This window comes from Microbacterium radiodurans (assembly GCF_008710705.1).
GTDB classification, from domain to species: Bacteria; Actinomycetota; Actinomycetes; order Actinomycetales; family Microbacteriaceae; genus Microbacterium; species Microbacterium radiodurans.
This window is the reverse complement of the sequence record NZ_VYRZ01000002.1, coordinates 391,064-415,245: the sequence shown is the minus strand read 5'-3', so window position 1 is coordinate 415,245 and position 24,182 is coordinate 391,064. Positions and strand designations below refer to the sequence as shown.

At 70.3% G+C, this 24,182-nt stretch carries 22 protein-coding genes; 18 read left to right on the top strand and 4 right to left on the bottom strand.

Going from position 1 to position 24,182, the window contains the following annotated elements; genetic code table 11:
* Window positions 1–21: 21 nt before the first annotated feature.
* A complete protein-coding gene (gene glgX / locus F6B42_RS07755; RefSeq protein ID WP_150419043.1) occupies window positions 22–2,127 on the bottom strand; it encodes a glycogen debranching protein GlgX in 2,106 nt (701 codons plus the stop codon).
* Window positions 2,128–2,175: 48 nt separating this feature from the next.
* Between glgX and F6B42_RS07750 the strand changes: the two genes are divergently transcribed.
* The 3 genes from F6B42_RS07750 to F6B42_RS07740 all read left to right on the top strand — a co-directional run bounded on the left by F6B42_RS07750 (window position 2,176) and on the right by F6B42_RS07740 (window position 6,128).
* The gene (locus F6B42_RS07750; RefSeq protein ID WP_150419042.1) at window positions 2,176–3,357 is read left to right on the top strand and encodes a cysteine desulfurase family protein; all 1,182 of its coding nucleotides are present in this window, start codon (window positions 2,176–2,178) and stop codon (window positions 3,355–3,357) included.
* 9 nt (window positions 3,358–3,366) lie between these two features.
* The gene (gene mnmA, locus F6B42_RS07745; protein ID WP_150419041.1) at window positions 3,367–4,461 is read left to right on the top strand and encodes a tRNA 2-thiouridine(34) synthase MnmA; all 1,095 of its coding nucleotides are present in this window, start codon (window positions 3,367–3,369) and stop codon (window positions 4,459–4,461) included.
* A gap of 305 nt (window positions 4,462–4,766) precedes the next feature.
* Complete coding sequence (locus tag F6B42_RS07740) at window positions 4,767–6,128, top strand: MFS transporter (RefSeq protein WP_150419040.1); 1,362 nt, start codon at window positions 4,767–4,769, stop codon at window positions 6,126–6,128.
* A gap of 61 nt (window positions 6,129–6,189) precedes the next feature.
* On the opposite strand, the gene F6B42_RS07735 is transcribed toward F6B42_RS07740, so the two are convergent.
* Both F6B42_RS07735 and F6B42_RS07730 read right to left on the bottom strand, forming a co-directional pair.
* Entirely contained in the window at window positions 6,190–7,203 is a 1,014-nt protein-coding gene (locus F6B42_RS07735; protein ID WP_150419039.1) for a LacI family DNA-binding transcriptional regulator, read from the bottom strand.
* Window positions 7,204–7,356: 153 nt separating this feature from the next.
* Window positions 7,357–8,262 carry a LysR substrate-binding domain-containing protein gene (locus F6B42_RS07730; RefSeq protein ID WP_150419038.1) on the bottom strand — a complete coding sequence of 302 codons (906 nt, stop codon included), beginning with the start codon at window positions 8,260–8,262 and terminating at the stop codon, window positions 7,357–7,359.
* Window positions 8,263–8,497: 235 nt separating this feature from the next.
* On the opposite strand from F6B42_RS07730, the gene F6B42_RS07725 reads away from it, so the two are divergent.
* The 12 genes from F6B42_RS07725 (at window position 8,498) to F6B42_RS07670 (ending at window position 19,743) form a co-directional block, all read left to right on the top strand.
* Window positions 8,498–9,811: an extracellular solute-binding protein gene (locus F6B42_RS07725; RefSeq protein ID WP_150419037.1), complete on the top strand. Its 1,314-nt coding sequence runs from the start codon at window positions 8,498–8,500 to the stop codon at window positions 9,809–9,811.
* Window positions 9,808–10,779, top strand: coding sequence for a carbohydrate ABC transporter permease (locus tag F6B42_RS07720; protein ID WP_150419036.1), 972 nt, complete (start codon window positions 9,808–9,810; stop codon window positions 10,777–10,779). The genes F6B42_RS07725 and F6B42_RS07720 overlap by 4 nt, the downstream gene beginning before the upstream one ends.
* Complete coding sequence (locus F6B42_RS07715; protein ID WP_150419035.1) at window positions 10,779–11,729, top strand: carbohydrate ABC transporter permease; 951 nt, start codon at window positions 10,779–10,781, stop codon at window positions 11,727–11,729. The genes F6B42_RS07720 and F6B42_RS07715 overlap by 1 nt, the downstream gene beginning before the upstream one ends.
* A 35-nt stretch (window positions 11,730–11,764) precedes the next feature.
* Window positions 11,765–12,589: a sugar phosphate isomerase/epimerase family protein gene (locus F6B42_RS07710; RefSeq protein WP_150419034.1), complete on the top strand. Its 825-nt coding sequence runs from the start codon at window positions 11,765–11,767 to the stop codon at window positions 12,587–12,589.
* Window positions 12,590–12,750: 161 nt separating this feature from the next.
* On the top strand, window positions 12,751–13,521 hold the full coding sequence (locus F6B42_RS07705) for a LamB/YcsF family protein (RefSeq protein WP_150419033.1): 771 nt from the start codon (window positions 12,751–12,753) through the stop codon (window positions 13,519–13,521).
* A 5-nt stretch (window positions 13,522–13,526) separates the two neighbouring features.
* Window positions 13,527–14,237, top strand: a complete 711-nt coding sequence (locus F6B42_RS07700) for a 5-oxoprolinase subunit B family protein (RefSeq protein WP_223878405.1) — start codon at window positions 13,527–13,529, stop codon at window positions 14,235–14,237.
* Window positions 14,234–15,232 carry a 5-oxoprolinase subunit C family protein gene (locus tag F6B42_RS07695; protein WP_150419032.1) on the top strand — a complete coding sequence of 333 codons (999 nt, stop codon included), beginning with the start codon at window positions 14,234–14,236 and terminating at the stop codon, window positions 15,230–15,232. Before F6B42_RS07700 ends, F6B42_RS07695 begins: the two co-directional genes overlap by 4 nt.
* Window positions 15,229–16,005 carry an SDR family oxidoreductase gene (locus F6B42_RS07690; RefSeq protein WP_150419031.1) on the top strand — a complete coding sequence of 259 codons (777 nt, stop codon included), beginning with the start codon at window positions 15,229–15,231 and terminating at the stop codon, window positions 16,003–16,005. The genes F6B42_RS07695 and F6B42_RS07690 overlap by 4 nt, the downstream gene beginning before the upstream one ends.
* A 9-nt stretch (window positions 16,006–16,014) precedes the next feature.
* Window positions 16,015–16,701, top strand: a complete 687-nt coding sequence (locus F6B42_RS07685) for a 4-carboxy-4-hydroxy-2-oxoadipate aldolase/oxaloacetate decarboxylase (RefSeq protein WP_150419030.1) — start codon at window positions 16,015–16,017, stop codon at window positions 16,699–16,701.
* A complete protein-coding gene (locus F6B42_RS07680; protein WP_223878404.1) occupies window positions 16,698–17,915 on the top strand; it encodes an aspartate transaminase in 1,218 nt (405 codons plus the stop codon). Before F6B42_RS07685 ends, F6B42_RS07680 begins: the two co-directional genes overlap by 4 nt.
* On the top strand, window positions 17,912–18,961 hold the full coding sequence (locus F6B42_RS07675) for a D-2-hydroxyacid dehydrogenase (protein WP_150419029.1): 1,050 nt from the start codon (window positions 17,912–17,914) through the stop codon (window positions 18,959–18,961). The genes F6B42_RS07680 and F6B42_RS07675 overlap by 4 nt, the downstream gene beginning before the upstream one ends.
* Before the next feature lie 14 nt (window positions 18,962–18,975).
* Window positions 18,976–19,743 carry a glucose 1-dehydrogenase gene (locus F6B42_RS07670; RefSeq protein ID WP_150419028.1) on the top strand — a complete coding sequence of 256 codons (768 nt, stop codon included), beginning with the start codon at window positions 18,976–18,978 and terminating at the stop codon, window positions 19,741–19,743.
* Here the strand turns inward: F6B42_RS07670 and F6B42_RS07665 are convergent.
* On the bottom strand, window positions 19,701–20,726 hold the full coding sequence (locus F6B42_RS07665) for an epimerase (RefSeq protein ID WP_150419027.1): 1,026 nt from the start codon (window positions 20,724–20,726) through the stop codon (window positions 19,701–19,703). The two genes, F6B42_RS07670 and F6B42_RS07665, sit on opposite strands and share 43 nt — an antisense overlap.
* Before the next feature lie 26 nt (window positions 20,727–20,752).
* On the opposite strand from F6B42_RS07665, the gene F6B42_RS07660 reads away from it, so the two are divergent.
* The 3 genes from F6B42_RS07660 (at window position 20,753) to F6B42_RS07650 (ending at window position 24,168) form a co-directional block, all read left to right on the top strand.
* Window positions 20,753–21,430: a DUF4166 domain-containing protein gene (locus tag F6B42_RS07660; RefSeq protein ID WP_191089303.1), complete on the top strand. Its 678-nt coding sequence runs from the start codon at window positions 20,753–20,755 to the stop codon at window positions 21,428–21,430.
* Window positions 21,431–21,439: 9 nt separating this feature from the next.
* Complete coding sequence (ligA, locus tag F6B42_RS07655) at window positions 21,440–23,752, top strand: NAD-dependent DNA ligase LigA (protein ID WP_150419025.1); 2,313 nt, start codon at window positions 21,440–21,442, stop codon at window positions 23,750–23,752.
* A 113-nt stretch (window positions 23,753–23,865) separates the two neighbouring features.
* On the top strand, window positions 23,866–24,168 hold the full coding sequence (locus tag F6B42_RS07650; protein WP_150419024.1) for a DUF4262 domain-containing protein: 303 nt from the start codon (window positions 23,866–23,868) through the stop codon (window positions 24,166–24,168).
* The last annotated feature ends 14 nt before the right edge of the window (window positions 24,169–24,182 follow it).

Sequence of the window (24,182 nt, the reverse complement as noted above, 5' to 3'; positions counted from 1 at the left end):
TCCGCCATACGGGCTTGCGGATCAGCTCGCGCTCAGGACATGCACGCTGGGTCCGTGCAGATCAAGCCGGTCGCCCGGCGCGAAGACGCGGTCGTCCGCGACGAGGTCGTCGTGCTCGCTCGACCACAGCGAACGGTACGAATCGACCCGCTCGCCGGCGGGGAGTGTCACGGCGAGATCGTCCTCGCAGCCGTGGATCACGACCAGGACGGTGTCGACCGGACCGCTGCCGGAAGTCGAGCTGACGAGGTACTGCAGGGTGCGTTGCGCGGCATCCGTCCACCGCTCGTGCGTCATCTCGGCGCCCGTCTCGTCGTACCACCGGATGGCCGGCGCCTCGCGCCCGTCGTCCGGCTCCGCGGCATACCGCACCGGGCGCAGGGCGGGGTGCTCCCGACGCAGTCGGAGCAGGTGCCGCACGTGGTCGGTCAGCTGCGTCTGGGCGGCGCTGTGCTGCCAGTCGAGCCATGTCAGGGGGCCGTCGAGGCAGTACGCGTTGTTGTTGCCGTTCTGCGAGCGACCGAACTCATCGCCCGCCGTGAGCATCGGCACACCGGCCGAGAGCAGGAGCGTCGCCGCGAGGTTGCGCATGGCGCGGCGCCGCGCAGTGAGGATGCGCGGATCGTCCGTCTCGCCCTCGGCGCCGTGGTTGAACGAGCGGTTGGTCTCGGCGCCGTCGCGGCCGTGCTCGCCGTTCGCATCGTTGTGCTTCACCTCATAGGCCACGAGGTCGTGCAGGGTGAAGCCGTCGTGGGCGGTGACGAAGTTGACGCTCGCGAGAGGTCCGCGTTCGCGCCCGAACAGGGGAGCGGACCCTGCGAGATGCGTCGCGAGCCCGCCCACGCTCGCCGGCGAGGTGCCGGCGCGGCGCATGTACTCGATGTCGCTCAGCCAGAAGTTGCGGACGCCGTCACGGTAGCGGTCGTTCCACTCGTGCCAGCCCCGCCCGAAGAACCCCGTCTGCCAGCCGCCCATGCCGATGTCCCACGGTTCGGCGATGAGCTTGTCGTGGCGGAGCACGTCGTCCTCGGCGATCCCGCGGAGCAGCGGGTGCTCGGCATCGAAGGCGTGAGAGGCGTCACGACCGAGGGTGGCAGCGAGATCGAAGCGGAATCCGTCGATCTGCATCTCTTCGCTCCAGAACCGCAGCGAGTCCAGGACGAGGCGCGCGGCAGCCGGGTGGGAGGTGTCGAGGGAGTTGCCGCAGCCGGTGACGTCGACGTACGCGCCGTCGTCGAGCTGACGGTAGTAGGCGCGGTTGTCGATGCCGCGCAGACTCGACCGAGGACCCCCGAGCTCGAGCTCGGCGGTGTGGTTGTACACCACGTCCAGCAGGACTTCGATACCCGCCTCGTGCAGGTTGCGGACGGCGAGCTTGAGCTCGTCGAGGATCGCCGTCGCGCCGGATCGACGCGCCTCCTCGGTCGCGTACCCCGGGTGGGGCGCGAAGAACGACAGCGAGTTGTAGCCCCAGTAGTTCGAGAGCCCCAGCGCGCGCAGGCGCGGCTCGGTGTCGAACGCGTGGATGGGGAGGAGCTCGACGCTCGTCACTCCGAGGCCCGAGAGATGCTCGATCATCGCCGGATGCCCGAGTCCGGCGTACGTGCCGTGGAGCGCCGGCGGAATGTCGGGGTGCCGCTTGGTCAGCCCCTTCACGTGCGCTTCGTAGATGACGGTCCGATCCATCGGCACGCGCGGCTTCTCCACCCCGTTCCACGCGAAGGAGGACGCGACGACGACGGAGCGATGGTCGTCCGGGCCGCCGGAGACGATCCCGCGAGCGTACGGGTCGAGCAGAAGGGACTGCGGGTTGAAGGTGTTGCCCGGGGCGTGGGGGCCGTCGACGCGCAGCGCGTAGCGCGTGCCGGCGCGCAGGGACGGGGTCGAGACCTCCCACACGTCGTCACCCACGGGCCGGAGGGCGCGTTCGTCGACGGCCCAGTCGAGGTCCTCGTCGTCGAAGATCACGAGATCCATCGAGGATGCCGCCGCCGACCACACCCGGAGGGTGCCGCCGCCGTTCGCATCGAGGTGGACGCCGAGCTTCGCGCGAGGCGCGACCGCGGCGGCGGGGACGCGCTCGCCGGAAGCGGCGACGGGCGGGGCGTCGGGTGTCGTCTCGGGCATGCGATCTACAGTAATGAGAGCGACGTCGATGCTCGGAAGGAGGCCCGCATGGTGGTGTATCTCGACCACGCGGCGACGACGCCGCTGCATCCCGACGCCCGTGACGCCTGGCTCGCCGCGCACGAGACCATCGGCAACGCCTCGTCCGTCCACATCGCCGGGCAGGCGGCGCGGCGACTTCTCGACGACGCCCGCGACGCCATCGCCGCTCTGCTGCGGTGCGAGCCGATCGAGGTCGTGTTCACCTCCGGTGGGACCGAGGCGATCAACCTCGCCCTGAAGGGTCTGTGGTTCGAACGCGAGGATCCGGGCGCGATCGTCCTGCCGGACGGCGAGCATCACGCGACCCTCGACGCCGTCCAGTGGCTCTCGTCGCGGTGGGGTGCCCCGGTGCGCCGCGTCGGCCTCGACTCCCTCGGCCGCATCGACCCGGACGGATTCGCCGACGCGCTGCCGGGTGCCGTCCTCGCCACCGCCCTTCTCGCCAACAACGAGGTCGGGACCGTCAACGACCCCGTCGCGCTCGCCGGGGCCGCAGCGGCTGCGGCCGTCCCCCTCCACCTCGATGCCGTCGCCGCGCTCGGCTCGGTCGAGATCGATTTCGCGGGCTGGCGCGGCACGGCCCGGACACCCGACGGTCTCGTCGCCGTGTCGGTCTCCGGGCACAAGGTGGGAGCGCCGGTGGGCACCGGGGCGCTCATCGTGTCGCGTCATGCCCGACTCACCGCTCTCGCTCACGGTGGCGCCGCGCAGCGCGGCCTCCGCGCGGGCACGCCCGACGTCGCCGGCGCCGCCGCCTTCGCCGCGGCGCTCGCCGGGGCCGAGGCCGTGCGGACGGAAGAGGGCCGGCGCCTGACGGAGCTGCGGCATCGACTCGCGGCGGGCATCACCGCCGCCGTTCCCGACGCCCGGGTGCTGGGGGACCCGAGCCTTCGGCTGCCGGGCAACCTCCACGTCATGTTCCCGGGAACCGTCGGCGAGACGATGCTCTTCCTCTTCGACACCCACGGGGTCGCCGTGTCGACGGGGTCCGCCTGCCAGGCCGGGGTGACCGAGCCCTCGCACGTCGTCCTCGCCCTCGGCTACGACGACGAGGCGTCCCGATCGGTGCTGCGCCTGACTCTCGGGCGGACGAGCACCGCGGCCGACGTCGACGCCTTCCTCGCGGTGCTGCCGGACGTGCACGCGCGGGCCCGGGCCGCACGAGACCGGCGGATGTCCGCGCCGTAGACTTGTCGCATGCGTGTTCTTGCGGCGATGAGCGGTGGTGTGGACTCCGCCGTCGCGGCGGCGCGTGCCGTGGACGCCGGCCACGAGGTCGTCGGCGTGCATCTCGCGCTGTCGCGAGCCGGCGGCACACTGCGTGCCGGAAGCCGTGGCTGCTGCACCATCGAGGACTCGATGGACGCGCGCCGCGCCGCCGATCGCCTCGGCATCCCGTTCTACGTGTGGGACTTCTCGGAGCGTTTCCGCGACGACGTCATCGAGGACTTCGTGTCGGAGTACCGCGCGGGCCGCACGCCGAATCCGTGCATGCGCTGCAACGAGAAGATCAAGTTCGCGGCGCTGCTCGAGCGGGCGATCGAGCTGGGCTTCGATGCCGTCTGCACGGGGCACTACGCACTCCTCGTCGACGGACCCGAGGGGCGGGAACTCCACCGGGCCTCGGATGCGGCGAAGGACCAGTCCTACGTCCTGGGCGTGCTCACCGCGCAGCAGCTCGCCCACACGTATTTCCCACTCGGGTCGACCCCGTCCAAGGCGATCGTTCGAGCGGAGGCTGCTGAGCGCGGTCTGACCGTCGCGCAGAAGCCCGACAGCCACGACATCTGCTTCATCCCGGATGGCGACACCCGCGGGTGGCTCGCCGAGAAGGTCGGTGCCGAGACCGGCGAGATCATCGATCGGAGCGGTGCGGTCGTCGGCAGCCACGAGGGGGCGCACGCGTTCACCGTCGGCCAGCGACGCGGGCTGCAGCTGGGCGTTCCGGCTCCGGACGGCAAGCCGCGGTTCGTTCTGGAGGTGCGTCCCGTCGACAATCGCGTGGTGGTGGGCCCGAAGGAGGCTCTCGCCACCGCCGAGATCGCGGGCGGGCGTCACACCTGGGCCGGCCGGGCCCCCGCGGAGCCGTCCTTCGCGTGTCACGTGCAGATCCGCGCGCATTCCGATCCGGTTCCGGCGCGAGCCGAGGTGCGGGCGGACGAGATCGTCGTGACGCCAGAGACGCCTTTCGACGGTGTCGCTCCGGGGCAGACCGCCGTCGTGTACGACGGAACGCGCGTCGTCGGCCAGTTCACGGTCGATCGCACCGTGTCGGCGGTGCCGGTCGCCTGATCTTTCCGACCGATCCCCGCTGCGGGTACGCGCGGCGCGGCGGTCCGTCGTGGGTGCACATCTGGCAACGCGACGGCAACGGAAGAATCCTCCGGGCCACGGGTGCCCCGGAAACTCGTGGCTGAGCGGACGAAGACTGGCACATGTGTGGCACAGAGCTTGTCGGAACGATCGCACGATTCCTACAGTTCCAACAAGCGAGCGAGCACGCCGCCCCGATACACCCGACGAGCGAGCCCCGGCTGCGGGCGTCGGCGAGAGCACCCGGTCGCCTGCCCCTTTCGAGAGCCGCCAATGGAGGCGCCATGACGAACACCGCAACACCCAAGAAGACACCAGCGAAGGCGGCCATCGCTTCCTGGGTCGGAACCACCCTCGAGTACTACGACTTCGCCGTGTACGGCACGGCCGCGGCTCTCGTCCTGAACCAGCTGTTCTTCCCGCCGGAGCTGCCCGACGGCATCCGCGTGCTGCTCAGCATGGCGACCCTCGCCGTCGGGTACGTCGTCCGTCCGCTGGGCGCGTTCATCCTCGGCCCGCTCGGCGATCGCTTCGGCCGGAAGTTCGTCATGATGCTGACGCTGTTCGGCATCGGCATCTGCACGTTCATCATCGGCTGCCTTCCGACGTACGAGGACATGGGGGTTCTGGCGCCCATCCTCCTGGTGGTGATCCGCATCATCCAGGGTCTGTCCGTGTCGGGCGAGCAGGCGAGCGCGATCTCGATGAGCCTCGAGCACGCCTCCGACCACCGGCGCGCCTTCACGACGAGCTTCGTCACGAGCGGATCCGCGTCGGGCGGTCTGCTCGCCACGGCCGTCTTCATCCCCTTCGCCGCTCTTCCGCAGGACCAGCTCCTCGACTGGGCGTGGCGGGTTCCGTTCTGGCTGTCAGCGATCGTCGTGGTCGTGGCCTACATCATCCGCCGCACGCTCGAAGAGCCGCCCGCGTTCCACGAGGCCCAGGCACTCGGTGCCCAGCTGGCCCCGATGAAGCAGGTGCTGCGTTTCCACTGGGTCACCGTCATCCGTGTCGCGGCCTGCGCGATGATCGCCGGCGTCAGCTACCTCTTCGCCACGTTCTCCGTCGCCTTCGCGACGACGGGATACGGCCTCGACCGTCCCACCATGCTGTGGGTGCCGGTGCTGGCGAGCCTGCTGGCCCTGATCTACACGCCGTTCGCCGGCTACATCGCCGACCTCATCGGGCGTCGCACGGTGTTCATCATCGGCGCCATCGGCGCCGGTGTCACGACCGCGCCGTACCTGTGGGCGATCACCGAGGGCAATTGGCCGCTCATCTTCCTCTTCGGAATCCTCTGCAACGGCTTCTTCTACTCCACGGCCAACGCCGCATGGCCTGCGTTCTTCGCGGAGATGTTCCCCAACCGCGTGCGTGTCTCGGGCCTGGCCGTGGGGACGCAGATCGGATTCGCGATCGCCGGTGCCATCGGCCCGGTCGCGTCGACCGCGCTGGCCGGCGAGGACCTGCTCGACTGGGTCGGGCCGTCCCTCCTCGGGCTCGGACTGATGGCGATCGCCGTCATCGCGGCCCTCACCGCGAAGGAGACGCGTCGCTACTCGCTCGACGAGGTGGACGAGCTCCAGCAGAGCGAGCGCGAGAAGGATGCCGTGACCGCATCCATCCGTCTACCCGCTGCTCGCTGATCGACCGAGAAGGACCCGGCTCGCCACGGCGACCGGGTCCTTCTCCGTGTCGTGATGCGCCTCAGCGGGGTGCGGGCGCGGTGGAGGCGCGGACGGTGAGGTGCGCGGAGATGTGGTCGATGCGATCGGAGCGGTCGCGGGTCGAGAAGCGCGAGATGAGGAGGTCGACCGCCGCGCGGCCGGCGCTCTCGCCGGGCGATGTGACCGTCGTCAACGGTGGGTGGGAGAACGACGAGCCGAAGATGTCGTCGCATCCGACGACGCTCAGGTCGTCCGGGATCGACACGCCGAGCTGGTGGAACCGATCGAGCGCGCCGATCGCGAGGACGTCGTTGAAGAAGATGCACGCTGTCGCTCCGGTCAGCACGACGGCGTCCGCCGCGGCCGCGCCGTTGGCCAGTGTGGGCTGGTACCGGCCGACGGCCACGAGGTCGACCTCGCGCTCGGCGGCTGACGCGGAGATGGCGTCGAAGCGCGTCCGGTCGGTCCAGGAGCCGTGGGGACCGCGGACGTAGGCGATGCGCTCGTGGCCGAGCGAGTTCAGGTACTGCACCGCCTGCGCGAGGCCGGCCGGCGTGTCGATGACGACGCCGGACAGACCCGGCGCCTCGCGATTGATCATGACGGTGGGGGCGATCTGCGCGACCGCGCGAAGAGCTTCGTCCTCGATGCGCGGCGACGAGATCACGATGCCGTCGGCGGTGCGGGCCATCTCTCGCAGCCACTGCTCCTCGACGGGGAGGGACTCCTCGGTGCTCACGACCAGATGCAGGAAGCTCGCCGCGCGGATCTGGGCCTGCGCGCCGCGGATCACGTCGAGGTTGAAGGGGTTGGTGAGGTTGGGCAGGATCAGGGCGATCGTGCCGCGCGCGAGTCTGTTGTCGGCCGCTGCCGGGAGCAGCGCGGACGCGTACCCCATCTCCTGCGCCTTGCTCGTGATGCGTTCGTACATCTCGGCGCTGACGCGGTTGGGGTTCGAGAAGGCGCGCGAGACGGTCGACGGGGCGATGCCGCAGGCCTCCGCGATCTCGGTGAGCGTCACGCGGCGGCGAACGCGGCGGGCTGGGACGACCATGTGCTTCCTCCTGTGCGGCACGCGATGTGCAGCTCGACTCGCAGACTAGCGCCCGTCGCAGGGGGTCGGTGCCGGTCGGACCGGGGCGTGTGGCACGTGAACGGCACAATATGGCACGGCCGGGACAGTGTTCCACCGAGGTCCGCACGCCCGTCAGGCAGATGTGGGGGCTGTCGCATGACCGGCGATGAGGCGCCGCAGCACACGCTCGACGGCGACGGCCGGCTCGCTCAGCGGCTCGTTCGCCGATGTGCAGAACGCGAGCCGGATGGGCATCGCCTCGTCGAAAGGGACGCCGACGATGGACGGGTAGGCGTCGAGAGGGGGCAGGGAACTCCGCGGCAGAACCGTGCATCCGAGATCCTCCGAGACGGCGCCGAGCAGGCTCGGGACGGACTCGACCTCGCCGGCGATGCGGGGGAACAGGTCGTGGCGTTGGAAGCCCGCATCGATGGCGAGCCGGATCGAGTGCTGACGCGTCGGGACCAGCATCGGGACGTCGGTGAGTGCGGCGAAGCTCACCGGGTCGGGTAGGCCGCGGCGCTCGTGGGCGAGCACGCACAGCTCGTCGACGACGATCGGATCGACCCGGACCGCACGCAACGAGACAGGCGAGTAGAGCACGCCCATGTCGATCTGGCCGGTCGCGATCGCCTCGCTGAGGAGTCCGCCGAAGTTCTCCCGGATGTGCAGCACGATGTTGGGGTATTGCCGACGCACCTCCTGGAGGAGCGGGATGGTGAGCGATTGCGCGAGGCTGTACGGGGCGAGTCCGACCGACACCCGGCCGCTCGGGCCCTCCCCGCGGGCGCGCACCTCCGTGAGCGCCTCATCCATGCCGCGCAGCAGGTGCTGGCAGTGCCGGTAGAGCACGCGGCCCGCCTGCGTAGGGAACACCCCCTGCTTCGAGCGGGCGAGCAGCTGCACCCCGACAGACGCCTCGAGCGAGGCGATCTGCTGGCTGAGGGCCGACTGCGTGAGGTGGAGCGAGACGGCGGCTCGCGAGATGCTCCCGAGATCGACGGCCTTGACGAATGCCTCGAGCTTCTTGCCGTCCATCGCCGTCCGCCTCTGCGCGTCGTCGTCGTCTCGTGCGCGGCGCTCCCCACGCCGTGCCTCGATGGTAGCGGTGGCCGGATGCGGTGGCCGAGGCGTTCGGGTGAACCGCGATGGGGGTATCGCGTTTCCGCGTAAGGGATCCGGCCCGCTGCGCGCCGCCGAAACATAGTGTGAGCCGCACCCCGGGTTCTGCCGGGAGGACGAACGGTTACAGCCAAGGAAGGCGGTATCACCGATGACGAGGAACTCTTCCCTTCGAACGGGCGCAGCGGTGCTCGGAGTCGCGCTCCTGCTGGGACTCCCGGCCTGCGCGGGCGCTGACCCCGGCGGCGCGGGGAGCGAGGACGACGGACAGCCGCTGGAGGTGTGGTCGCGCAGCGGCCCCGAAGCGGCGCGCACCTATCAAGCGGTCTTCGACGCCTTCACCCGGGAGACGGGCATCCAGGTCGAGTACCTCGCCACCGTCGAGTTCGAGACCCAGCTGCAGGCGCGGGCGGCGGCTCGTGACCTGCCGGACGTTCTGATCTACGACCAGTCGAGCATGGCCCACTACGTCGACGAGGGGATGCTGCTGCCCGTCGATCGAGGCGCCATCGCCGGCGCCGACGAGCTGTCGGAGGACTCCTGGCGTTCCGTGCAGATGGCCGACGGTGACTACTACGGCGTCCCGTTCAGCCAGCACGCCCAGGTGACCTTCATCCGGAAGGACTGGCGCGAGAAGCTCGGATTCGAGGTGCCCGAGACGCACGACGAGCTGCTCGCGCTCGCGACGGCGTTCGCGACGCAGGACCCGGACGGCAACGGGGTGGCAGACACCTTCGGCATGGCCGTGCCGGGGACGACCGATCGGGGTTTCTTCGCGTGGTGGTCTGCGCCCTACCTGTGGCAGCGAGGCGGCGAGATCGTCAGCGGCGAGGACGGTCCGTACACGGCGGCGATCGCCGACGACGACAGCGTCGCCGCCGTGGAATGGCTCCAGGACGTCATCTGCACCCCGTCGATGGTGCAGCCCGGCGCGCTGACGAACGCGAGCGCGACCCCGTTCTTCGCGGAGGGGAAGGCCGGGATCTACCAGACCGGCCCCTACGCGTTCGCGAACTTCGACAACACGCCGGGAGCCGACGCCTACGAGGTCATCACCGCCCCCGCGGGCCCGGGCGGGTCGACCACGCTGCAGGAGCGGACGAGCATCTACTTCGGAGCGAGCACGGACAAGCACGACAAGCAGCACGCTCTCGCCGAGTTCCTCATCTCGACCGCCGGGCAGGAGCTCGGGATGACGGCACCGGGTCAGCCCGTGGTCCGTCTCCCCGTGAACGAAGGCATCGACGCCGTGGCCGTCTACGGCGACGACCGGTGGGCCGTCGTGCAGGAGCAGCTCGAGGATTCGAGGCTCTTCCCCTCTGACATCGACTTCACCGTCGTGCGGCAGGACATCGCCGAGAGCTTCAACTCGTCGTTCGGCCAGTGCTCCGCGGATGCCGCGAGCCTCCGCGCCCTCGCCGACCGGATGGACGAGGAGCTCGCCGCGCAGGGGACCGGCCGATGACCGACGTCATCCGGCGAAGCGCCGCCGACCCGACGCGCGACGCCGATCGGACGCCCGACGTGGGCCGTGACCCGCGTCGACGACCGGGCCGGGTGCGGCGCTTAGTCAGCCGCGGCTCGATCATCTGGGGTTTTCTCATCCCGGCCCTGCTCCTGTTCACCTATTTCAAGTTCATCCCGATGTTCGCCGGGATCCGGATGAGCTTCCACGACGTCCGACCGTTCCTCGGAGACGAGTGGGTCGGGTGGGCCAACTACGCCGCCGTGCTCGGCGACGAACGGTTCCGGAGCGCGATCTGGCACACCATCCTGCTGGGAGTCGGCGGTTCGGCCGGCGCGCTGGTCGGCGGACTCGCGCTCGCGCTGCTCCTGGAGGGCAGCAGCAAGTTCCTCTGGCTCGTGCGCACCGCGGCTTTCCTCCCCGTCGTCACCGCGACGGCCGTCGTCGCCGAGGTCTGGCGCATCATCTACTACCCGGCCGCGGACGGCTATCTCAACGCCGGGCTCGGACTGTTCGGCATCGAACCCGTGCGGTTCCTCGAGGATCCGAGCACCGCGCTCATGTCGGTGATGGTCGTCGGCATCTGGCAGGGCGCCCCCTACAACATGGTGATCTTCCTCGCCGGCCTCGCGGCGGTCGATCGGTCCCTCTACGAGGCGGCCGCGATCGATGGTGCCGGCGTGATGCAGCGCCTGCGTCACATCGTCGTGCCGGCACTGCGCCCCGCGCTCACGATCGTCCTGGTGCTCGCGGCGATCCGCAGTCTCCGCGTGTTCACGGACGTCTGGGTGCTCACCGGCGGTGGCCCGTCGGGCGCCACCGAGGTCTGGATGACGCGGACGTACTCGCTCGGGTTCGAGCGGAACGAGGTGGGCATCGCGTCGGCGGCATCCATTCTGCTGCTGGTCGTCACCGTCGTCCTCACCCTCGCGACCGCGGCGGCCCTCCGCCGCAGGAAGGATGCGTGATGACTACTGCGCTCCACTCCGTCCGCACCGAGACCGAGGCGATCATCGTGTCGCCGCGTCGCCGTCGTCGCCGCCGCCGCGGCGACCCCTCCGAGCGCTTCGAGACCGCCCTGGGATGGACCGCCGGGAGGCGATCCTCGGTCGTCCTGCGCATCGCTCTGGCGCTGATCGTGCTGTACGTCTTCGCGGGTCCCGTCCTCACCGTGATCGCGGGCGCCTTCGACCTCAACTCCGACCCGACGCGGTTGACCCTGATCCCGACGAATCCGAGCCTGAAGAACTTCGAGGTCGCCTCCGAACGCGGTATCTGGGGATTCTTCGGGAACTCCATCGTGATCGCCGGCGGCGGCCTCCTGCTGCAGACCTTCGTGGCCGTCACTGCCGGGTATGCGCTCGCCCGCCACCGCTTCCGCGGTCAGGCCCTGGTCTTCGCACTCTTCCTCGCGACGATGATGCTCCCCGAGGAGCTCGTCGCCGTCCCGCTCGCGGTCGTGCTCGGCGACGTTCCGCTGACGGGCATCAGCCTGCGCGGAACCGTGTGGGCGGTCATCCTGCCGGTGGCGGCCTCGGCGTTCTCGATCCTCGTGATGACGGCCTTTATGCGCGACATCCCCGACGAGATCGAGGAGGCCGCGCGCATCGACGGGGCGGGCGAGATCCGGATGCTGTTCCAGATCGTGCTGCCGCTGTGCAAGCCCGCGCTGGGCGTCGTCACGATCTTCGGCTTCATCGGCATCTGGGATCAGTACCTGCTGCCGCTCGTCGCGGCGAACTCCACGAGCGACTACATGATCACGGTCGCTCTGACGAGTCTGCGCGCGGACGTCCAGGTCGGAACGGGGGTCCTCCTCGCCGGTGCGTTCCTCGCCCTCGTGCCGAGCCTCATCGTCTACCTGCTGCTGCAGAACTCCCTGGTCAAGGGCATCACGACCGGTGCGGTCAAGGGCTGATGCCCGCGCACATTCCGAGAGAAGGAATCGATTCAATGATCCTGTCCACCGTCACCGACGAAGTCACCCCCGATCGATCGACCGGGGCCTTCCACAAGATCTTCACGATGGCCACGGCGCAGGGCGTGCGCAACTTCGAGATCCGAATGGTGGAGGCCAAACGCTTCCCTGTCGTCGAAGCCGCCGCCTGGGGCCGCCTCAAGAGCGTGGCGGGGGAGTACGGCATCCACTATTCCGCCGTCTCGCCGGGATTGTTCAAAGCGGATCTCCACAGCGACCTGATCGGCTTCCACTCGACCGAGATCCTCTCGATGAGCCTGGATTTGGCGGAGAAGATCGACGTCGACACCCTCATCACGTTCGGCATCGAGCGCAGCCCGCTCGATGCCGAGGACGACATCGAACAGGTCATCGACCTCCTCGGCGAGGCCGCGGACGTGGCTGCCAGTCGGGGCTTCTCGCTTCTCCTGGAGAACATCCCCGGCTCGTGGGCGGACACCGGAGAGAACTGCGCGCGGCTGCTCGACGGGGTCGGCCGGTCGAACTTCGGGTACGTCTGGGACACGGGCAATCTCTACGAATCCGAGCGGCGTCACTTCCGTGACAGCTACGAGCTGCTGAAACTCCACATCCGCGACGTGCACCTCAAGGACGGCAGCTTCATCGACGGACGAATGGTGTGGCAGCGGTTCGGCACCGGGGAGACCGACATCGCAGGTCAGATCGACGCCCTGCGCGCGGACGGCTACGCCGGCACGCTCACGGTGGAAGCGAAGTGCGAGCCGCACGAGGACGACGACTTCGTCGAATCCATGGCGTACCTGCGCTCCCTTCTGCGGGCACCGCAGTTCGCGCCGTGATGAGCGTGATGGCACGTGGATTGCCAGGAGCGCTCCAAACCGGCGCCGGTTCCCGGGGAAGACCTTCCGACGTTGGCACGGTGATGGCACGATCCCGCACTCCTTCGTGCCGCCGTCCTAGTCTGTGACGACAGCGATATCAACGACGAGAGGAGCTGGAGATGACTCGGAGAATCGACCTCGTGGCCGACCTCGGCGAAGGCTTCGGCCCGTGGCGGATGGGCGACGATGCGGCGCTCCTCGACGTCCTCACGTCGGCGAACATCGCCTGCGGATTCCACGCCGGCGACTCGCAGATCATGGACGAGACCGTCCGCGCCTGCGTTCAGCGGGGCGTCGGCGTCGGTGCCCACCCGTCCTTCCCGGACCTCCAGGGCTTCGGACGCCGGGACATGGGCCTGACCGCCGACGAGGTGCGGACGGACGTGCTCTACCAGTTCGGCGCGCTCCAGGCGATCGCGGCGTACAACGGCACCACCGTCACCCATCTCGCACCGCACGGGCGGCTCGGCAACCTCGTCGCCGTCCGGGAGGACTACGCCGAGGCCGTGGCCGACGCCGCGAAGCGGCTCGCCCCGGACCTCATCGTCCTCGCCCAGGACGGCAGGCTCGCCGACGCCGCGCGAGCGGCGGGTCTTCGCGTCGGCATCGTCGGGATCGCCGACCGCGCCTACGAGGACGACGGCACCCTCGTGCGTCGGACCGAGCCCGGAGCCGTCATCCACGACGCCGACGAGATCCGGCGGCGGACCGTGCGCATGGTGGTCGACGGAGTGATCGAGAGCCGCAACGGCGTGCCCATCCCGGTCGCCTGCGACACGGTGCTCGTCCACGGCGACACACCCGGCGCGATCGACCTCGCGCGGAGCATCCGCGCGGGGCTCGAATCCGAGGGCGTGGAGATCGCGTCGCTCGCGGACTGGCTGGGCTGACGGCTGTGTCCGGATCACCCGTCGTCATCTCCGCGAGCGGCAACACGGCTCTCCGGGTCGTCAGCACGCTGCCCGATCCCGAGGCGGGATGGCGTCTCGTGCATCATCTCGCGCGCTTCGTCGACGAGGCCCTGGTGCCCGGCGTCGTCTGCGTGATTCCGACGTACGACGCCGCGCTCGTCGAGATCGATCCGGCGGAGGTGTCGCTCGAGCGCCTCGCCGACTATCTGCGGCGCGTCGTCGAGGAGCTCGACCACGATCGGCCGCTCACCGAGCGGCCCCGGACCTTCGATGTTCCGGTGCTGTACGACACCGAGGGCGAGCTCGACCTCGCGATGGTGGCGGCGGCGCAGGGAATCGGCATCGACGAGGTGATCCGGCTGCACAGCGGACCGACCTACGTCGTGCGCTGCCTCGGCTCGCCCGGCGGTTCGCCGATGCTCGACGGACCCGCCTTCCCCCGGCCCGTGCCGCGACTCGCCAGTCCTCGAGCCCACGTCCCGCAGGGCGTCGTCTCCGTCGCCGGGCGCCAGGCGACCATCACCCCCGCCGCCGCACCGGGAGGGTGGCCGCTCATCGGCCGGACGCCCCTCACAGTGCTCGACCTCGCCGCCGAGCCCTTCGTCCCCTACGAGCCCGGCGATCTCATAAGGTTCCGCGCGATCGGGCGCGATGCCTACGAGGCGCTCCTCGGCGACAGGATGGCCGCGCGATGACCGCGGGCATCCTCCGCGTCCTCGAGGCGGGCTCGACCCAGGTGACGGACCTCGGCCGCCGTCGCGGTCCCCGGTTCGGTGTTCCCGTGGGCGGCGCGCTCGATCAGCGCTCCGCCCGTGTCGCGAACATCCTCGTCGGCAACGCCGAGTCCGAGCCGCTCCTCGAGGTGACGGCGCTCGATCTCGAGTTCGTCTGCGACATCGACGTCCTCATCGCCGTCACCGGCGCCGACGCGCACGTGACGGTCGACGGCGTCGGCCGCCCGGCCGGTCAGCCCGTCTCCGTGCGCGCCGGCCAGACCGTCGCCCTGCGCGAGATCCAGGGCGGGCTGCGCGCATACGTCGCGGTCCGCGGCTCGTTCGAGGTCCCCCGGCTGCTCGGCAGCTGTGCTCCCGACTCGGTCCTCGGGTTCGGCGGTCGACTCGACGCCGGATCGACTCTGCCGCTGCGCCAGGCGACCGCGCCGGTGTTCAACGACCACTTCTCGGCTGAGCTCTACAGCCTCGACGTCCCTCGCCTCCCGAGCGGCTTCGTGGTCGATGTGACGGACGGCCCGGACATCGACGATTTCGGCGACACGTCCTCCCGCCTGTTCGAGCAGCCGTACCTCGTCACCCCGAAGAGCAATCACATCGGCCTCCGGATGACGGGCCCGCTCCCCGAACGCCTCACCGCCGGCGAGGTGCTCTCGCGCGGGGTGCCGGTCGGCGCCGTCGAAGTGCCGCCGGGCGACGAGCTGCTGGTGCTGCACCGCGGGCGAGGCGTCACCGCCGGCTACCCGGTGCTGGCTGTCGTGACCGCCGGGTCGCTCGACGTGCTGGCACAGGTGCGTCCTGGCCAGCGCCTCCGCTTCCGGCGCGTATCCGCGGCGGACGCCGCAGCGCGCGCCCGCGCCGATCTCGTCGAGCTCGATGCTCTCCGCTCTCGCGTCCGGTCGGTCTTCTCCGCCCTCGACGCGCTCGCCAACGCAACCACCGGAAGGACCCTGCTATGACTTTCTCCGACTACCGAGTCGCCGTCGTCACCGGCGCGACGAGCGGCGTCGGCCGGGGCGCGATCGACCTCTTCCTGTCGAAGGGCCTCACCGTGCACGCCATCGCCCGCGACGAGTCGCGGTTGGCCGAGCTGGCCGGGAAGGGCGTCATCACCCACGCCCTGAACGTGCGCGACACCGCTGCCCTCACACGCGAGCTCGCCGGCGTCGAGGCCGACATCGTCCTCAACAGTGCCGGTGTGAGCCGCGCGGGCAACATCCTGAGCTCCTCGGCGGAGGACCTCGACGATCTCGTCGAGGTCAATCTCACCGCGGTCATGCAGATCCTGCGCCTGCTCTACCCGGGCATGGTCGAGCGCGACCGGGGGCACGTCCTCAACATCTCCTCGATCGCCGGCCACTACAACTTCTTCGGACACACCGCGTACCACGCGACCAAGGCCGCGGTGCATCAGCTGTCGCGACAGCTGCGCAACGACGCGATGGGCAAGCGGGTCCGGGTCACCGAGCTCAGCCCGGGCCGCATCGAGACGGAGATCTTCTCGCGCAACCTCGGCGGAACCCCCGAGACCGACGCCGAGGCCTGGGCCACGTACTACGAGGGCTTCGAGTCGCTCACCGTCGACGACGTCGTCGCGGCGATCGAGTTCGCCGTCGACGCCCCCTCGCACGTCAACATCGGGCTCGTCGAGCTCATGCCCACCTTCCAGGTGCCCGGAGGCCTCACCTTCGATCGCCGCGACCAGGATGCCGCCCTGCAGGGCGCGAAGTAAGGACGACACATGGTTCACGTCACCACCAGGATCCCGCGCGCCGATGCCGGCGACATCGCACGCCTCGGCGAGTTCACCGCCGCCACGATCCACGAGGCGCAAGGCCGCCGCGGCGCGATCGATTCGGGCATCAAGCCGATCGACCCCGAGAGCTCCTTCGTCGGGTCGGCCTTCACCGTCGTGTGCGCGCCGCGCGACAATCTCATGCTCCAGGTCGCCATCCACTACGCCCAGCCGGGAGATGTGCTGATCGTCTCCGCCGGGGCGTTCTCCGAAGCCGGCATGTTCGGCGACGTGCTCGGCAACGCCTGCAAGGCGAAGGGCATCTCGGCGCTGGTGACGGATGCCGGTGTCCGCGACACCCGCGAGCTGCGCGAGCTCGGCCTGCCGGTGTTCTCGGGCAGCGTGTCGATCAAGGGCACGGTCAAGGAGACGCTCGGCGCCCTCAACCAGCCCGTCGTGTTCGGCGGCGAGCTGATCCGCCCGGGCGACATCGTGAAGGGGGACGCCGACGGCATCGTCGTCGTCCGACGCGAGGAGGTCCGCGAAGCGGCGGAGCTGTCCGCGGCCCGCGACGCGCACGAGGCCGAGCTCATCACGAAGTACTGGGCGGGCGGAACCACGATCGAGCTGTGCAACCTCACGGAGGTGCTGAAGGCCAAGGGCCTCACCACCGACATCGAGGACGCATCGTGAGCGTGGCTTCGTCGTTCCGCGCCGCCGAACGTCTCGGCCGCATCAATCCGTCGCCGAGCACGGCGGCTGCAGCGCGCGTTCGCGAGCTGAAGTCGGCGGGCCGTCGCATCCTCGATCTCACCGTCGGCGAGCCCGATTTCGACACGCCCGATCACGTCAAGCAGGCGGCGATCGCGGCGATCCAGGCGGGTGAGACGAAGTACACCCCGGTCAACGGCACACCCCGGCTCCGCGAAGCGATCCGCGGATCGCTCCGACGGACGCACGGCATCGAGTACTCGGACGCCGAGCTCACCGTCGGCGGCGGAGGCAAGCAGGTGATCTTCCTCGCGCTGATGGCCACCATCGACGCCGGGGACGAGGTGCTCATCCCCGCGCCGTACTGGGTCTCGTACCCCGACATGGTGCGCGCGAACGAGGGGACCCCCGTCATCGTCGAGACGAGAGAGGCGGCCGGCTACAAGGTGACCGCCGGCGAGCTCGACGCGAGCATCACCGACCGCACGACCTGGTTGATCCTCAACAGCCCCGGAAACCCGAGCGGTGCGATCTACACCGAGGCCGAGCTCGCCTCGCTGGCAGACGTGCTGCGTCGTCACCCGCGCGTCAGCGTGCTGTCGGACGAGATCTACAGCGAGATCTCCTTCACCGGCGCGCCGGCGCCGAGCCTGGCGGCGGTCGCACCCGACCTGCGCCACCGCGTGCTCGTCGTCTCCGGCGTGTCGAAGTCGTACGCGATGACCGGCTGGCGGCTCGGCTACGCTGCCGGCGACCCTGCGCTCATCGGTGCGATCAACACCCTGCAGTCGCAGACGTCGTCGTGCCCGTCCTCCATCAGCCAGGCGGCGGCCGCAGCCGCGCTCGAGGGACCGCAGGACTTCATCGCCGAGACCGTCCCGGTCTATCGCGAGCGCCGCGACGCGGCCGTGGCCGGCCTGTCGCGCATCGAGGGCCTCACGCCGCTCGCTCCGGACGGCGCGTTCTATCTGTACGTCGACTGCGCGGGGATGATCGGCCGCACGACTCCCGACGGTCGTGTGCTCCAGGGCGACCAGGACGTCACGCTGTATCTGCTCGACAGCGTCGGCGTCGCGGTCATCCAGGGGTCGGCCTATGGTCAATCGCCGTTCTTCCGGATCTCGTTCGCGACCGATCTCGACACCATCACCTCTGCCGTGTCGGCGATCGGCGACGCCGTGGCGGCCCTGCGATGACCTCGCGACTGCGCGTCGCCGTCGCGGCTCCGCTCGAGCCAGCCCTGTGCGACCTCATCGTCGAACTCGAACCGCGTATCGACCTGTTCGTCGATCAGGCGCTGCTGCCGCCGATGCGCCACCCCGCGGACTTCTCCGGGGACCCCTCGTTCCGGCGTACGCCGAGCCAGCAGCGAGCCTACGAGTATCTCCTCGATCGCGCCGACGCCCTGTACGGCATCCCCGACGTCGATCCCGCTGCGCTCGCGCGCGCTGTCCGGTCGAACCCGTCGCTGCGCTGGGTGCACACGATGGCCGCCGGCGGCGGCGGTCAGGTGCGAGCGGCGGAGCTGACGGGCGCCGAGCTCGAGCGGGTCGTGTTCACGACCTCCGCCGGGGTCCACGGCGACTCTCTTGCGGAGTTCGCAGTGTTCGGTGTCTTCGCGGGCGCCAAGCACCTGCCGCGCCTGCTCCGTCAGCAGCGCGAGCGCGAATGGAGCGGTCGCTGGCTGATGTCGCAGGTCTCGGACCAGACCGCCCTCGTCCTCGGGCTCGGCGGAATCGGCTCGGCCGTGGCGGCGAAGCTGTCGGCGCTCGGCGCGACGGTCATCGCCACGTCGCGCAGCGGCGCGTCGGCGCCCGGAGTCTCCCGCACCGTGCACCCGGATGACGTGCGGTCGGTGCTCCCGGAGGTGTCGGCCGTCGTGAGCACTCTTCCCGGAACGGATGCGACCCACCACCTCGTCGGGAGCGAGTTCCTCGCAGCGCTCGCCCCCGGCACGACGGTCGTCAACGTCGGTCGCGGCACGGTCATCGACGAGGCGGCGCTCCTGCGCGAGCTCGAGACGGGCCGGGTCGGATTCGCGGCCCTCGACGTGTTCGAGGTCGAGCCGCTGCCGAGCGACAGCCCGCTCTGGTCGCATCCTCGGGTGCTCGTCAGTCCGCACACCGCCGCGCTCGATGCGCGTGAAGACCGCCGCATCGCCGAGCTGTTCGCGGAGAACGCTCGGCGCCTCCTCGACGGCGAGACGCCGCGCAACGTCGTCGACACCGTCGAGTTCTACTGAGCCGGGAGACCCTCATGCCCAACCCGTTCGACCTCGCCGGTCGCCGCGCGCTCGTCACCGGGTCGAGCCGTGGGATCGGGCTCGCGATCGCCCGCGCGCTCCTCGACGCCGGCGCCCACGTGATCGTGCACGGGCGCGATCCGCGGACCGTCGACGACGCGGTCGGCGCGCTCGGTTCCGTGTACGGCACCGGCGCCGTGTCGTCAGCGGTGTTCGACATCACCGACGAGGGCGGCGTCATCGACGGCATCCGCTCGCTCGAGGCGGTCGGCCCGGTCGACATCCTCGTGAACAACGCCGGGATGCAGCACCGCGAGCCGATGCTCGAGGTGAGCGTGGCGGACTTCGAGCGCGTCATCCGCACCGATCTGACCAGCGCCTTCCTCGTCGGCCGGACCGTCGCGCGCGGCATGATCGAACGCGGGGGCGGAGCGATCGTCAACATCTGCTCGGTGCAGACGGACCTCGCCCGACCGACGATCGGGGCGTACACCGCGGCCAAGGGGGGACTGCGCAACCTGACGAAGGCGATGACGGCCGAGTGGGCCGGGCACGGCGTGCGGGCCAACGGCGTCGCGCCGGGCTACATCAGGACCGAGCTCACGCAGCCGCTCGTGGACGATCCGGCCTTCAACGCGTGGGTTCTCGGGCGGACCCCGGTGGGACGCTGGGGCGAGCCCGACGACATCGGCGGCGCGGTCGTCTGGCTGGCATCGGATGCGTCGCGCTTCGTCAGCGGTCAGGTGGTCTTCGTGGACGGCGGGATGACGGCTGTCGTCTGACGCGGTGCGCTCCGGGTCCGCGTCGCGCGCAGGGCCGCGGCGAGATCGACGTGCGCGAAACGGTAGCCGCTGCGCTCGAGCCGCTCGGGCACGACCCACCGGCTCTTGAGGATGAGCTCCGGCTCGGTGCGCAGCGCCCACATGGCGGGTTCGAGCATCCAGCGCCAGGCGGGGACGCCGATCGGGGTTCCCACGATCGTGCGCAGTGTGCGCATGAGGGTGCGATTGTCGCTCGGGGAAGGGCTCGCGACGTTGACGACTCCCGTCATGCCGCGGTGATCGCGGACGAATCGAACGGCTCCGACGACGTCGTCGATGTGGACCCAGCTGAACCGCTGGCGTCCGCGGGTGCGGTACCACGGCGCCGGGCCGCCGGTGGGCTCGTCGCCGATTCCCCGGTATCGGCGGTGGGGGAGCAGGGGCCCATCGATCTGCGGACCGCCGAGACCGCTGCGCGCGAGCGAGAACAGCAGCCGCGTGGCCGGGCCGTCGCCGAGGACGATGGCCATGCGCAGGGCGACGCGACGGGTCACCGGCAGGTCACCGGCGAAGAACGTGCGCTCCCACGACCGCGCGACGTCGACGGAGAATCCGGTGCCGAGTTCGCCGTCGGCCTCCGTGTTCGCCCGATCCATCGCATGCCGGTAGATCGTCGCGGTCGACGCATTCACCCAGAGCGGCGGGGGAGTCGATGCGCGGCGGACCGCCTCGTGCAGCTGACGCGTGGTCTCGACGCGCGAGCGGAGGATCTCGTCGCGGTTGGCATCGGTGTATCGGCAATTGACCGACGTGCCAGCCAGATTGACGAGCAGCTCGGCGCCGTCGACCGCGCGCACCAGGGCGTCGGGGTCACCCCACCGCGCCTCGCCCCGCCTGCCGACCGCGACCGTTCGGTAGCCGTCCTCCTGAAGTGCCGCGACGATGCTCGAGCCGATGAATCCCGACGCGCCGGCGACCACCGCCTTCTTCGACAGGGTGTCCATGAGGCGATCCTAGTATGATTCTGAACATGTTCAGTAACGCGACCGACGAGCGGGTGCTTCGGCGCGCCTCCGTCTACGAGCGGGCGCTCGGCGCCTCGTTCGATGCTCTCGATCCGATGCTCCGCGTGTATTTCGGCTCGATCCCGCTCGGGGCCGTCGGCCGCGGCGAGGGCACGTTCGAAGAAGCCGGGTTCACCGGCCCGACGCTGCTGCGACCGGTCATCCGGCTCTTCGCGAACCGTCGCGTGCTCTTTCCGGAGCGCGAGCGCGACGTTCCCTTCCGCATCGAGAACCGCGTCGACGGGTCGGGTGCGCTCCGGGCGGACCGCGTCTTCGCGTTCTCCCGTCGGTCGCGCCGCATGTCGGACGCCATGACTCCGGGACCGCGTGGAACGATCGTCGATCGTCTGGGGCGGCGCGGCGGACTCGAGGTGCGGTTGCGGGCGCACGTGGACGCCGGCGGGATGCAGCTGGACTCGATCGGTCTCGCCGCCCGCGTGCGCGGGCTTCGCATCCCGCTCCCGGCCGTCGCGCGCGTCATCGTTCGGGAGCGGGTCGATGACCGATCGCCGGGACGCCAGCGGGTCGACGTGAGAGTGAGCGTCGCCCTGCTCGGAGAGGTGTTCGCCTACGCGGGATCGTTCGTCTACCGCATCGAGCCCTCGGGTGGAACGCCCACGACGGGCGTCCGGACCCCTCTCTAGACTGACCGGGTGGCAGCTGCAGAACTCCCCGAGATCAGCCTCGACGACGCACGCGACGAGGCCCGCGGGCTCATCGAGCGGATCGCCGCGGCGCGCGACGCGTACTACGGACGCGATGCCGAGGTCGTCGACGATGAGACGTACGACGGGTGGATGCGGCGCCTCGACGCGCTCGAGCGGCGGCATCCGGAACTGCAGTCCCAGGACTCCCCGACGCAGACGGTGGGCGCGGCCGAGTCCACGCTGTTCGCTCCCGTCGAGCACGCCGAGCGCATGCTCAGTCTCGACAACGTGTTCTCCGCCGCCGAGCTCACCGAGTGGTGCGAGAAGGCGCAGGCGGCGTCCGGCCGACCCGTGCGCTGGCTGTCGGAACTGAAGATCGACGGCCTCGCCATCAGCCTCCGGTACGAGGACGGCGTCCTCACATCGGCGGCGACGCGCGGTGACGGACGCGTCGGCGAGGACGTCACCGTCAACGCGGTGCGGATAGACGGCATCCCGACGCGACTGCTCGGCTCGGGCCATCCCCGCATCGTCGAGGTGCGCGGTGAGATCTTCATCCCCGTCGCCGCGTTCGCTTCGCTGAACGCCCTCCAGGCCGGCATGCGGGAGCGCGTCGTCGAGGACGCGCGCGCCCGAGGCCGGAACTTCGACGAGACCAAGGCGGTCGTCAGCGCGGAGCGGCGCTTCCCGGCCTTCGCCAACCCGCGGAACGCGGCGAGCGGCGGGTTGCGTCAGCAGCTCGACAAGAAGTCCGGGCTCGAGCTGGAGGCCGCCGAAGCGCGCGTCGCCGCGCTGCGGCTCTACGTCCACGGCGTGGGAGCCTGGCAGGACCCGCCGGTGTCGGCGCAGAGCGAGGTCTACGACCTGCTGGCGGAGTGGGGCCTCCCGGTCAGCCCGCATTCGCAGACCCATGACGACATTGCCGGCGTGCTCGCGTACGTCGAGCACTACGGCGAGAACCGGCACAGCGTCGAACACGAGATCGACGGCGTCGTCGTCAAGATCGACGAGCTCGACCTGCACGACGAGCTCGGTGCGACGAGTCGCGCGCCCCGATGGGCGATCGCTTATAAGTATCCGCCCGAGCAGGTCAACACGAAGCTGCTCGACATCGTCGTCTCGGTCGGTCGCACCGGGCGTGCGACGCCGTTCGCCGTGATGGCCCCGGCGCGCGTCGCCGGCAGCGTGGTCCGCCAGGCGACGCTGCACAATCAGGATGTCGTGCGCGCGAAGGGCGTGCTCATCGGCGACACGGTCGTCCTCCGGAAGGCGGGTGACGTCATCCCGGAGGTCCTCGGCCCGGTCGTGGAGCTGCGCGACGGCACCGAGCGCGCGTTCGTCATGCCCGAGGACTGCCCCGAATGCGGCTCGCGTCTGCGGCCCGCGAAAGAGGGCGACATCGATCTGCGGTGCCCGAACGCGCGGTCCTGCCCGGCCCAGGTGCGCGGCCGCGTCGAGCACGTCGGCTCCCGCGGCGCCCTCGACATCGAGGCCCTCGGCGAGGTCACCGCGGCGGCGCTCACGCAGCCGCTCGGCGATCGTCGACCACCGCTCGAGACCGAGGCAGCGCTGTTCGAGCTCACCCTCGACGAGCTGGTTCCCATCGAGGTCGTCGTCCGCGACAGCGAGACCGGCGAGCCGCGGATCGACGAGAGGACCGGCGAACCCGTCACGCGGGCTCCGTTCCGCCGCAACCCCACGCCCGCCGAGAAGCGCGAGGGTCGCACCGGCCCGCAGCCGTCCGCGCAGGCGCTCACCCTCCTCGACGAGCTCGAGAAGGCGAAGACGAAAGACCTCTGGCGGTACCTCGTCGCCCTCAGCATCCGCCACGTCGGGCCCGTCGCGGCGCGCGCGCTGGCGCAGTGGTTCGGATCACTGGCCGCGATCCGGGATGCCGGCCGAGACGAGCTCGCCGCCGTCGAAGGAGTGGGAGGAATCATCGCCGACTCGCTCATCGATTGGTTCGAGGTCGACTGGCACCGGGAGATCGTCGAGCGCTGGGAGGCGGCCGGTGCTCAGCTCGCCGTGCCCGGTCATCCCGGTCCGGGCGCGGCCGTCGTCGCGGGTGGAGTCCTCGAGGGAGTGACGGTCGTGGCGACCGGGTCGCTCGAGGGCTACACGCGGGAGGGTGCCCAGGAGGCGATCCTCGCGGCGGGTGGCAAGGCCGGCTCGTCGGTGTCGAAGAAGACCGACTTCGTGGCCGCCGGGCCCGGGGCCGGCTCGAAGCTCGCGAAGGCCGAGCAGCTCGGCGTCCGCATCATCGACGCCGCGCAGTTCCGCGTGCTGGTGGAGCAGGGGCCGGCGGCCCTCGACGCCTGACCTGGGGACAGAGCACTCGGTGATCCTCGACGCGCTCTAGCGTCGGCGACAACACGAGGAGGACCCCGTGTCACACCCGCTCACCCGCACACCCCGAGGTCCTCGTCGTCGGGCTGAGTCCGCACGACGCCGGCCCCGTCATCAACACCGTCGCGGAACGCGTGCGAGCCGGTCACGTCCTAACGGTCGGCGAGGTGGTGACGTTCGACGATTGGACGCATCGGGTGACCGTCGAGGAGGTGCCGAACCCCGGCGAGATCCTCTTCTCCGCCAACGGCCACTACGGGCTCCCGCCGTTCGCATCGGTGCCGGCGTTCCAGCTCACCTACGACGATCTCGAGGGACGGTTCCCGTGGGACGAGGGCTATAGCCGCCCGTCGTGGCTGCAGCCGCGCCCGGGAGGATTCCGGGCCTGAGCCCTCGGATCACG

What these genes read in the sequence shown, in the direction of transcription:
- glgX (WP_150419043.1), bottom strand. Translation starts at nt 2,127, where the DNA reads ATGCCCGAGACGACACCCGACGCCCCGCCCGTCGCCGCTTCCGGCGAG.
- F6B42_RS07750 (WP_150419042.1), top strand. Translation starts at nt 2,176, where the DNA reads ATGGTGGTGTATCTCGACCACGCGGCGACGACGCCGCTGCATCCCGAC.
- mnmA (WP_150419041.1), top strand. Translation starts at nt 3,367, where the DNA reads ATGCGTGTTCTTGCGGCGATGAGCGGTGGTGTGGACTCCGCCGTCGCG.
- F6B42_RS07740 (WP_150419040.1), top strand. Translation starts at nt 4,767, where the DNA reads ATGACGAACACCGCAACACCCAAGAAGACACCAGCGAAGGCGGCCATC.
- F6B42_RS07735 (WP_150419039.1), bottom strand. Translation starts at nt 7,203, where the DNA reads ATGGTCGTCCCAGCCCGCCGCGTTCGCCGCCGCGTGACGCTCACCGAG.
- F6B42_RS07730 (WP_150419038.1), bottom strand. Translation starts at nt 8,262, where the DNA reads ATGGACGGCAAGAAGCTCGAGGCATTCGTCAAGGCCGTCGATCTCGGG.
- F6B42_RS07725 (WP_150419037.1), top strand. Translation starts at nt 8,498, where the DNA reads ATGACGAGGAACTCTTCCCTTCGAACGGGCGCAGCGGTGCTCGGAGTC.
- F6B42_RS07720 (WP_150419036.1), top strand. Translation starts at nt 9,808, where the DNA reads ATGACCGACGTCATCCGGCGAAGCGCCGCCGACCCGACGCGCGACGCC.
- F6B42_RS07715 (WP_150419035.1), top strand. Translation starts at nt 10,779, where the DNA reads ATGACTACTGCGCTCCACTCCGTCCGCACCGAGACCGAGGCGATCATC.
- F6B42_RS07710 (WP_150419034.1), top strand. Translation starts at nt 11,765, where the DNA reads ATGATCCTGTCCACCGTCACCGACGAAGTCACCCCCGATCGATCGACC.
- F6B42_RS07705 (WP_150419033.1), top strand. Translation starts at nt 12,751, where the DNA reads ATGACTCGGAGAATCGACCTCGTGGCCGACCTCGGCGAAGGCTTCGGC.
- F6B42_RS07695 (WP_150419032.1), top strand. Translation starts at nt 14,234, where the DNA reads ATGACCGCGGGCATCCTCCGCGTCCTCGAGGCGGGCTCGACCCAGGTG.
- F6B42_RS07690 (WP_150419031.1), top strand. Translation starts at nt 15,229, where the DNA reads ATGACTTTCTCCGACTACCGAGTCGCCGTCGTCACCGGCGCGACGAGC.
- F6B42_RS07685 (WP_150419030.1), top strand. Translation starts at nt 16,015, where the DNA reads ATGGTTCACGTCACCACCAGGATCCCGCGCGCCGATGCCGGCGACATC.
- F6B42_RS07675 (WP_150419029.1), top strand. Translation starts at nt 17,912, where the DNA reads ATGACCTCGCGACTGCGCGTCGCCGTCGCGGCTCCGCTCGAGCCAGCC.
- F6B42_RS07670 (WP_150419028.1), top strand. Translation starts at nt 18,976, where the DNA reads ATGCCCAACCCGTTCGACCTCGCCGGTCGCCGCGCGCTCGTCACCGGG.
- F6B42_RS07665 (WP_150419027.1), bottom strand. Translation starts at nt 20,726, where the DNA reads ATGGACACCCTGTCGAAGAAGGCGGTGGTCGCCGGCGCGTCGGGATTC.
- F6B42_RS07660 (WP_191089303.1), top strand. Translation starts at nt 20,753, where the DNA reads ATGTTCAGTAACGCGACCGACGAGCGGGTGCTTCGGCGCGCCTCCGTC.